General features: G+C 64.4%; 7 protein-coding genes. 3 read left to right on the top strand and 4 right to left on the bottom strand.

The window, feature by feature from the left end:
• The 3 genes from L995_RS06475 to L995_RS06465 all read left to right on the top strand — a co-directional run.
• A partial coding sequence (locus tag L995_RS06475; RefSeq protein WP_047470323.1) for an acetate--CoA ligase family protein occupies window positions 1-792 on the top strand: 792 nt, incomplete at its 5' end.
• On the top strand, window positions 789-1,898 hold the full coding sequence (locus L995_RS06470) for a CaiB/BaiF CoA transferase family protein (RefSeq protein WP_047470321.1): 1,110 nt from the start codon (window positions 789-791) through the stop codon (window positions 1,896-1,898). The genes L995_RS06475 and L995_RS06470, both read left to right, overlap by 4 nt.
• Before the next feature lie 142 nt (window positions 1,899-2,040).
• Window positions 2,041-2,979 (top strand): NAD(P)H-dependent flavin oxidoreductase, encoded by a 939-nt coding sequence (locus L995_RS06465; protein ID WP_047470319.1) that lies wholly within the window; start codon window positions 2,041-2,043, stop codon window positions 2,977-2,979.
• Window positions 2,980-3,380: 401 nt separating this feature from the next.
• Here the strand turns inward: L995_RS06465 and L995_RS06460 are convergent, their stop codons facing one another.
• The 4 genes from L995_RS06460 to L995_RS31830 form a co-directional block, all read right to left on the bottom strand.
• Window positions 3,381-5,861, bottom strand: coding sequence for a TonB-dependent siderophore receptor (locus L995_RS06460; RefSeq protein WP_197065113.1), 2,481 nt, complete (start codon window positions 5,859-5,861; stop codon window positions 3,381-3,383).
• 92 nt (window positions 5,862-5,953) lie between these two features.
• Window positions 5,954-6,160: a hypothetical protein gene (locus tag L995_RS32840; RefSeq protein ID WP_047470313.1), complete on the bottom strand. Its 207-nt coding sequence runs from the start codon at window positions 6,158-6,160 to the stop codon at window positions 5,954-5,956.
• A 220-nt stretch (window positions 6,161-6,380) separates the two neighbouring features.
• Window positions 6,381-7,481 (bottom strand): FecR family protein, encoded by a 1,101-nt coding sequence (locus L995_RS06450; RefSeq protein WP_052195762.1) that lies wholly within the window; start codon window positions 7,479-7,481, stop codon window positions 6,381-6,383.
• Window positions 7,478-8,134, bottom strand: coding sequence for an RNA polymerase sigma factor (locus L995_RS31830; RefSeq protein ID WP_082001502.1), 657 nt, complete (start codon window positions 8,132-8,134; stop codon window positions 7,478-7,480). Before L995_RS31830 ends, L995_RS06450 begins: the two co-directional genes overlap by 4 nt.
• Between the last annotated feature and the right edge of the window lie 1,063 nt (window positions 8,135-9,197).

Below are 9,197 nucleotides of genomic sequence, written 5' to 3'. Positions count from 1 at the left end.
AAGGCCGTCACCGCGATCCGCCGCTGGGTGGAGTGGGGGCGCTGGCAGCGCAGCGCTGCGGCCGTGGCGCTGCGCAACCTGCCTGCGCCCACCGTCGCACCCGTGCTGGCCCCCGGCCCCGTCGAAAGCCTGCCGGAATTCGAAGCCAAGCGGCGCCTGCAGCAAGCCGGCATCCGGCTGTTGCCGGCCGCCGTGGCCCGCAGCCGCAAGGAGGCGCGGCAGTTCGCCGACGCCATGGGCTATCCGGTGGTCGCCAAGATCGCGAGCGCCGACATCGTCCACAAATCCGATATCGGCGGTGTGTGCGTGGGCCTGGAAGACGGCGCCGGTGTGGAGGGAGCCTGGGATCACATCATGGCGTCGGTGGCATTGCACAAGCCGGACGCGGCCATTGACGGGCTGCTCATCGAGAAGATGGCGCCACGCGCGGGCATCGAGCTGATCGCGGGGGTCACGCGCGATCCCGTTTTTGGCCATGTCATGACCTTCGGGCTGGGCGGCATCTACGTCGAAATCCTGCGGGACGTCACGCGGCGGCTGCTGCCGCTCACGCCGGACGATGCCGCCAGCATGGTGCGCGAGATGCGCTGCTTCCCCCTGCTGGCAGGCGCGCGCGGCCGGCCACCGGCCGATATCGCTGCCCTCCAGCAGCTGCTGCTGGCCGTGTCGGACTTCGTGATGGCCCATGCCGATCGCCTGGAGGAGATGGACCTGAACCCGATCTGGGTCGGGCCAGAGGGCCAGGGCGCCTTGCCACTGGACGCCGTGATCCTGGAGCGGAGCGGCGCATGAGCGCGATGGCCGCACCGCTGGCCGGCGTCACGGTCATCGACTTCAGCGAGCTGCTTCCCGGCCCCTTCTTCACGCAAAGCCTGGCCGAGATGGGCGCACGCGTGATCAAGATCGAGCGCCCGCCCCATGGCGACAACGCACGCCGCATGGGGCCAGGCGGCTTCGATGCGGTCAACCGGGGCAAGCTCAGCTTGCTGGCCGACCTGAAGGACGAGGCCCAGCGCGCGCGCATACGCGCACTGGTGTCCGAGGCCGACGTGCTGGTCGAGTCCTATCGGCCCGGCGTCATGGCGCGCCTGGGGCTGGACTATGCCAGCCTGCGTGAGAGCTGCCCGCGATTGGTCTACGTGTCCCTGAGCGGCTATGGGCAGGCCGGCCCATGGGCCGATCTGCCCGGCCATGACATCAACTACCTGTCGGCGGCAGGCGTCCTGGCCGTTTCGGGCGCGCCCGGCGGGTCGCCCACCCAGAACTTCGGCCTGCCGGTGGCCGATCTGTGCGGGGGCATGTACGCCCTGTCGTCCACGCTGGCCGCCTTGCTGCAGCGCCAGTCGAGCGGACAGGGCCAGCACCTGGACGTGGCCCTGGCCGACTGCGCCTTGCACTGGATGAATCCCCGCCTGGGTGCCTACGGCGCCGAGGGAGCCACCGGCCTGGGCGCACAACGCCAGGCCACGCTGGTCAAGCCCGCCTACGGCGCCTTTCGCTGCCGCGATGGGCAATACCTCTCGCTCGCGGCGCTGGAAGACCACTTCTGGGCGCGGCTGTGCCAGGCCATGGACATGGGGCCTTTTGCGGGGGAGGCCTATCTCCACCTGCGCGCGCGCAAGCCTGAAGCGGATGCCATCAACACCCGCATCGGGGAACAACTCGCTTGCGAGGATGCCGCCCAGGCTTTCGATCGCCTGTCACGCCACGACCTGCCGGTCGCTCCCGTGGTGGCTCCCTCGGACTTGGCGACCTTACCCCATTTCACCCGGCGAGGGCTTTTTGAACACGACCGGCCGTTGTCCCTCGTGCGCTATCCGGTACACCTCGCCGGGATGGACCGGCAAGCCGATGTCAGCTCCCCTGCACTGGATAACGCAAGGCAGTACCTGAGGTGAGTGCCGGCCTACGCGCACCGGCCCTGACCTACTACCGGCGCGCCACCATTGCAGTTACAGGTACGGATGCGGCAGTTGAAGCCATCCATGTCCCAGCCTCACCCTGCGCCCCTCCTCTCATCGCTTTGAAAGCCCATCTGCCATGAGCGCACAGCTTCCTTTCCTGAATCGCCTGACTCTGCCTGTGATCGCCGCGCCCATGCTGCGCATCTCCGGCATTGAGCTGGTCTCTGCCGCGTGCGCCGCAGGCGTGATCGGCGCCTTTCCCACCGCAAACTGCCGCACGCTCGAAGAGTTCGATGCCTGGCTGACCCGTCTGGACGAAGAGGCCCGCGCAGCCCCCGAAGGCACCGCCCCCTACTGCCCCAATCTCATCATGCGGCGCAACCCCGCCCAGGTCATGGCGGAAGTGGAGGTCATCGCGCGCCACGGCGCATCGATGGTCATCACCAGCGTCGGCTCACCTGCCGCCGTGGTGCCGCGGCTACATGCAGCCGGCTGCCATGTGTTTGCCGATGTGGCATCGCTGCATCACGCGCTGCGCGCAATCGAGTCGGGGGCGGACGGACTGGTGCTGTTGACTGCTGGAGCCGGAGGGCACACCGGCTGGGCCAATCCTTTCGCTTTCGTCCGCGCCGTACGCGATGTATTCGATGGGCCCCTGGTGCTGGCCGGCGGGCTGTCCGACGGCGTGGCATTGCGTGCAGCGCGCACGCTGGGTTGTGACCTGGGCTCCATGGGCACGCGCTTCATTGCGACCCGCGAAAGCCTGGCCAGCGATGCTTATCGGCAGATGCTGATCGGCAGTTCGCTGGACGACGTGCTGCTCACCCGCGCATTTACCGGCCTGCCAGCGAGCTTCCTGCGGCCATCGGCCGAGCGGTTGGGCATCGATGTGACCATGCTGGACGAAAACGTGACCGTGCAGGAAGCCCGACGCCGCTTTGGCGGCGGGTCGGACCCCGCACCCAACCAACGCTGGACCGACATCTGGAGCGCGGGGCACTCTGTCTCGGGCGTGAACTCAGAATCCACCGTAGCCGCACTGGTTAGACAATTGGCTCGGGAGTATCAAGCGTGACGTGATCGAAGCGGACATTGTCCATGCTTGATGTAGCTTGGCGGCTGACGACCCCTTGCTGTCGTTCTCGCCGCTGTGCCCAATGAGTGCTTCCAACGTCAGCGGTCGTTGCACGCAAGATTCGGTGCCTCAGCACAATAAGCGTTGAGCTCCACTCCAGCGGTCGATCGCATCGGCCTGCAATCGACCCATTGCGGTCGACTCGCCTATGTCTGCTATCAGGGGGAACGGTCGCTCGACGCGGGTCAATCTGGACGAGGTCTGGCCGTAAGCCGCGAGATTGCATATTGGCTAACGATCGCTGGCGAAGGCCAGCGACTGATCCAAAGCGAACATTGCCCGAAAAGACGAACGCCACGAACGAATCCGTGGCGTGCTGCACTTACAGATCCTTAATGTGATCAGAATCGCCCGCGCAGAGTCAGCATCCAGTTGCGAGGCTCGCCGTAGTAGTTGCCCAGGGTGGACGTGCCCACCGTTCGGTAGTACCACTTGTCGAACAGGTTGTTGACGTTGAGCGAGAGCTGCCAGGTCGGGTTGATGCGGTACTCCACCAGCGCGTTCCACACCGCGTAGCCACCCTGCGTGTATGCAAAGGGAGTGGAGGGGCCGGTCCAGTTCTGTGCGGCCTCGTTCCATGTCGCGGCCGTGCCCTTGACATACTGCTTGCTGTTGATCGTGGCACCTGCACCGATCTTCCAGGCCGATGCCTCGCCGGACAGCTGCCAGGTTCCAAAGAACTTCAGCGAGTGCCTGGGCGTGATGGTGCTGAACACCGCGTTCTCGGTCTTGTTGCGGTTGCTGTTGTAGGTGTAGCCGGCATACAGGTTCACGCCCCGCGCCATTTCGCCGTTGATCTCCATGTCCATACCCTGGCTCACCACCTTGCCGGCGTTGACATAGCAGCATGCGCCGGCAAACAGCGTTTCGCTGGTGGGGTAGCGCGTGTCCTGTATCGCACGATCCTTCTGGACCACGCGGTACAGCGCGAAGGATGTGTTGAGCTTGCCGTCGAGCAGCTCGCCCTTCAGACCCACTTCGCTGTTGCTGCCGTGCATGGGTTCCAGCCCGGTACCTGGCGCGGGGCCCGACTTGTAGTAAGCCTGCGGGTTGAAGATCTCCGCGTAGCTGGCATAGGCCGACCACTGCGGCGTCAGATCGTAGATCACGCCACCGAAGGGCACGACCTGCGTGGGCTCCTTGTACTGCGTAGCACTGGCGATGCGCCAGGTGTCGGTCATCTGCCAGCTGTTGTTCAGGTAGGTGCCGTAGATCTGATTGAACTTGTACTTGTTCGCACGTGCACCGATGACCACCTTGGTACGGTCCGCGACTTCAAGCCTCAGCGTTCCGTAGACGCCATATTGCTTGGTGTCGTTCGGCTCGTAGCTGCGAAACAGCTGGCCGCGGGCCAGGTTTCCGGAGGCATAGGGCGTCGAGCCAATGTTGAAGAGATCGGCCACCTGCCCCGTCGCGCGATCCACGACGAAGCTTTGCCACTTGCTGTTGATGTCCTGCATGTCTGCACCCACCAGAAGTTCATGCGTGCGTCCGAACAGATCGAAGGCGCCACTGAGGTTGACGTCCACCATCTTCTGTCTGTTCCAGCTGTGCTGGTCCGAGCCGACCCAGCGCGACCCCGCCATGGTGACGGGATTCACGGCCCCTGAAACATAGCCGCCGTTGACGTCCCTGTCCTCCTGGGTGATCGTGGCGTTGGCGCGCAGTGTCCAGCGCGGCGCCAGCCTCCAGCTGAGCTTGGCAAAAAGCTCGGTGGATGTGGTGTCCTCGAACGCCCATGGAGCCGTCAGAGCCGTATGGCGAGGCAAGCGCAGGTCGGCGCCGTTGCTGTACCTCGGAAAGCCCTGCGGTGTGCCGTTCTCCTTGATGTGCTGGTACCTGCCGCCCACGGCCAGCACCGCATCCGGACCCACATCAGCCTCCAGGACGCCATAGAACGTGGGTTTCTTCGTGGAGCGCAGATCGGTGAAGTAGTTGCGGTCCTCATAGGCAACCACGGCACGGCCCCGAAGCTTTCCGTCGAATGCCACAGGGCCTGAGGCATCGACTTCCGTGCGGTAGTTGTTCCAGCGCCCGGCACTGGTCGTGAAATTGAACTGCGGCTTGGATGTGGGCATCTTGCGCACGAGGTTGACAGCGCCGCCCGGATTGCCCGTTCCATTGAGCAGACCAGCCGCTCCGCGCAGGACTTCGACGCGGTCGAATTCGGTCATGTCATAGGAGATGAACGTGTAGTTGCCGCTGGACGTGGACATGGGCGCACCGCCATCGATCTGCACGCTATCGATGGCGAAGCCGCGTGAATAGATGTCGGTCAGACGGTGGCCGCTGTCTTGCACCGTCAGTCCCACGATCTGCTCGGCCGCCTTGCCCAGATCGGTGATGCTCTGATCGTCCAGCCGCTGCCTGGTGAGCACGGACACCGACTGCGGCAGCTCTCTCATCGCCTGCGCCGTCTTGCCGATCGTGATGCCGTCGCTCGTGTAGGAGCCAGTCCCCTCGGTTTCGCCCAGGCGTCTGGCCTCCACCCGCACTTCCCGCAGCGTGGCGGCCTGCTCCTCAGGTATCGTCTGCGCCTCCTTGATGGTGAACAGGCCCGGACCGCTTTGCCTGGCGGCCATTCCCGAACCCGCCAGCAGGCGCTTGAGCGCCTCGTCCAGGGAGTAGCTGCCCTCCAGCGCGGGAGCGCGCAGGTGGGCCAGCCCGTCTTCATCGAACAGCAACTGCTGCCTGGCCTGCGCAGCGAAGGCGCGCAGCGCGGTGGGCAGTGGCTGCGCGGCAATGCTGAAGGCCACGCGCGCCTGCTGCTGTGCCTGTGCCACGGCAGGCATGGCCATCGTCACCAGCGCTGTGGCCACCATGGCGGCCACAGCGCTGTAGTGCGCCGACAAAGTCGCCGTACCACGATGCCCTCCGCCATACATGGCCAATACATTGCTCGCCAAAGCGCTCCTCAGTTTTCTTGCTCGCATTTGAATTCCTGTTCTGTCGTCGATACGCGCAGGCACCGGCCTGCGCGGGCGGCGCGCGCCATGCGGGCAAGATCGGCAGGCAGCCCGGGCCAGGCCAGCGCATCGCGCACCGGGTGCGGATGGCAGGCCTTCCGGGTGGTCACAACGAGGTATGCGAACACGCCAGTGCAGCAACCTTCGTCGGCCAACTGTGTCTTGCGGGCATGGAGCTGCGCACGCTGGGTGACCGTTGGCTGGATCGGCGAAAGGCGCAGGCCTTCTGCATGCTGGCTGGCAGTCGAGAGACGCGAAGATTTCGCACCCCCTACAGGTAAAGAACGCAGGCACGGGCCAAGTTCAGAACCCTGGCTGCAGCATCAATTTGTATCAAAATGTTTTCAATATCCGGCCGTGTCGTGGCTCGGCGGCTCAATGGCGGGAGATGCGCCAGCCGCCGTCGGCCGTTTGCTGCACACGCAGCGGCAGCAGTTCGGGCAGCGCCTGCAGGAAGAGCTTCGGGCTGGCCGTGGACAAAACGCCTGAGACGGGCTGGCGCGCCAGGTCCTGATTGACCAAAACGACGGGCTGGCCCAGGTAGCGTGAGAGTTCCAGAACCACATCACCCAGCGGTGCCCTCTGGAATTGGATCTGCCCGGTGCGCCAGTCGCCCACGGTGGCGGCAGCGGCGTGCATGCTGCGGGTCTGCCCGGTGGAAGGATCGATGGACAGGCCACTGCCCGACCCCAACCGCAGCACCTGGCCCTGGCTTGCATGGCGGTCGGGCCGCACCTCGACCTTGCCTTCGAGCACCTTGACGACGATCTGCGGCGGCACGGCGCGCACATTGAACGCAGTACCCACCACCTTGACCTGGCTGACGCCGCTGTCGACGGTGAAAGGACGGCGGGTGTCGGCTGCAACCTGGAAGAAGCCTTCGCCCCTGTCGAGCAGGACTTCCCGGCGCCCCGGGTAGAAGCGCACCTGCAGGCTGCTGTCGATGTTCAGGGTAACGCTGGATCCGTCAGGCAGTTCGATGGCCCGGGTTTCGCCATGGCCTGTGGCCACGTCCAGCTGGAAGCTGGCCGTGTTGTCCCAGCGGTGCCAGCCGTAGCCACCGCCCGCCAGCAGCACCACGCAGGCGCAGGCGGCTGCAGACGCCCAGTTGCGACGTCCCCGGGAGGGGGAACTCAGACTAGCCGCTCCAGCAAGCCCGGCTGCGCGTGGCAGCGAGGCAGGAGGCGCGGCGGGCACCGCTGTCACGGCCGCGCGGTTGCGAGCCACCATGCGCCAGGAAGGACTCTTCGCCAGCGGAATCTGATGCAGGTCGTGGCCGATGAGGGACATGCCCTCGAAGGTCTCTCGATGCAGTGGTGCTTGGGCCAGCCAACCCTCCAGGGCGCGCTCCTCGGCGCCCGTCCAGCCGGGCTCGCTGCGGCGCATGAACCATTCGGCAGCAGTTTCGTGCACGTCGATCAATGCCTGGGCCGACAGGCCTTCGGGCAGGGACGCAGGTCGTGGAGCGTCGGTCATGGGATGTCCTTGCGCTCTGCGGCGCCCTCTTCGCTGGGATCGTGGGTGGTGTGCAGGCGCTGCATCTGCTCCACGCTGCCGTACTTCACGCGCAGATGGCAATAGGCCATGGCCCTGTTGAGGTGCTTGGCGACCATGCGCGGGGAAATGCCCATGGCGGCCGCCACCTCGTCGTGGCTCAGTCCGTCGATGCGGTTGAGCAAAAAGGCCTGGCGCTGGCGCTCGGGCAGCTCGGCCACGGCCTCGTTGAGGCGGGCAATCCGCTGGCGATGCGCGGCGATTTCCAGCGGGGAAAGAGCGTCGTCGGCGCGAAGCGACTCCAGCTCTTCGGAGGCCGCCTCCATCGAGACGGTTTCGAAGGCGCAATCGCGTCCACTCTTGCGCCAGTTGTCGGTGGCAACACTGCGCGCGACGGTACTGAGATAAGGCTTTTCTTCTTCTGGCCCGAGGATTTTTCCTGAAATGGCCATACGGACAAACAGGTCCTGTGTGGCATCTTCGGCCTGCGCCCGATCGCGGCTACGCCCTTGGAACAGCCGTACCAGCGGGTTGCGCCAACGCCGGTAAAGGGAAGTTAACGGCTCATCGTTGCACGCTGGTTTGGCAGCCCGCGTCTGCGCACTCTGTGCGAAGGATTGGGGGTCGAGCTTCATGGCCTGACCAGTGTTTCTTGCACGACCAGTAGAGACACTCGTGAACCTGCGAGGGCGATAAAGATGTCAGCGCACAAAAACGAAAAGATAGCCACAATGCACGCAGATAAGCCTCGATCCGCAGTGGCGATGCTCCTACGTCGATAAGCAACGAGGTCCTGGCGGACTTGGCTATGAGCGGATGTCGATTGGCTGAATTGAAATTTTCCAATTTTAGTGCTGCTAGATGGCACCAAAGAAAAGATGGACGCGCCTGACGCGCGCACTGGAACGATGAATGCACCCGACCACTTTTCCGTTTGGCTAATTTTTTCGCGAAGTACGACAAGCAGCAGTGCCCACGTCTGGCCGATAGTATGAGGGCATGGGTGTGCCAGGAGGCAGACTCCCGCTGCATGCGCTTAGTCGGAGAAGTCCGCTGTCAACGAGGTCCATGAACTGCTAGTGTCGGCGAGAAGAAGTCACTTGCAGGAGCACCTCCAAGGACTACTCGGGACCGTTTGATGACGCCCCGCACCCGTTGGTTGCCTGCCCTCAACCGGACTCTCAAGGTGATGCGCCGAAGGTCCGCTTTGTGGTGCAGTGCCCACAATTATCTAGACTCGGCTCCAGCCAGGAGCAGCCATTAACTGCTGCCTTAGAAGCGACGGCTTCAGGCTGTTTGCCAACGTCAGCGGAGACAACCAGACGCCGGCTCTCGACCCGTTGCAGTCGTTTGTCCTGGGCCCGTCGGTGTCGGCTTTGCAGCGTGACCGGACGGTTAGATCCCCGGATCGAACGGCTGCAACCGCTGCGCAGCCGCCGTTCAAGTTCGCCAAGCGACCGACAGCAGAGGGTCGACAACCGACGGCTGGCCGCCAGATTCAGGCTGGTTGCGAACTGTGAGTTGACGCGCAACGAGCATGAACCTGGCATAGCCTGCAAGCGCCATTCATTCAGAAACAGGGAATGGCTACGAAGCAAATTGCATCGAGCGATCCGAAGGCCCTGAAGTGCACGTACATCGCATCGGCTTCACAGGCCATGCCGGTCATAAAGGCTTGGCTCTGAGTCTTGCGTCGAT

It is taken from the genome of Delftia sp. ZNC0008 (assembly GCF_000799035.1).
Lineage (GTDB): Bacteria > Pseudomonadota > Gammaproteobacteria > Burkholderiales > Burkholderiaceae_C > Comamonas > Comamonas tsuruhatensis.
Note: the sequence above shows the minus strand (reverse complement) of the source record. Positions and strands in the feature narration are given on the sequence as shown.

Coding starts and splice junctions, on each gene's coding strand:
- L995_RS06470 (WP_047470321.1), top strand. CDS start 789: ATGAGCGCGATGGCCGCACCGCTGGCCGGCGTCACGGTCATCGACTTC.
- L995_RS06465 (WP_047470319.1), top strand. CDS start 2,041: ATGAGCGCACAGCTTCCTTTCCTGAATCGCCTGACTCTGCCTGTGATC.
- L995_RS06460 (WP_197065113.1), bottom strand. CDS start 5,861: ATGGTGGCCACAGCGCTGGTGACGATGGCCATGCCTGCCGTGGCACAG.
- L995_RS06450 (WP_052195762.1), bottom strand. CDS start 7,481: ATGACCGACGCTCCACGACCTGCGTCCCTGCCCGAAGGCCTGTCGGCC.
- L995_RS31830 (WP_082001502.1), bottom strand. CDS start 8,134: ATGAAGCTCGACCCCCAATCCTTCGCACAGAGTGCGCAGACGCGGGCT.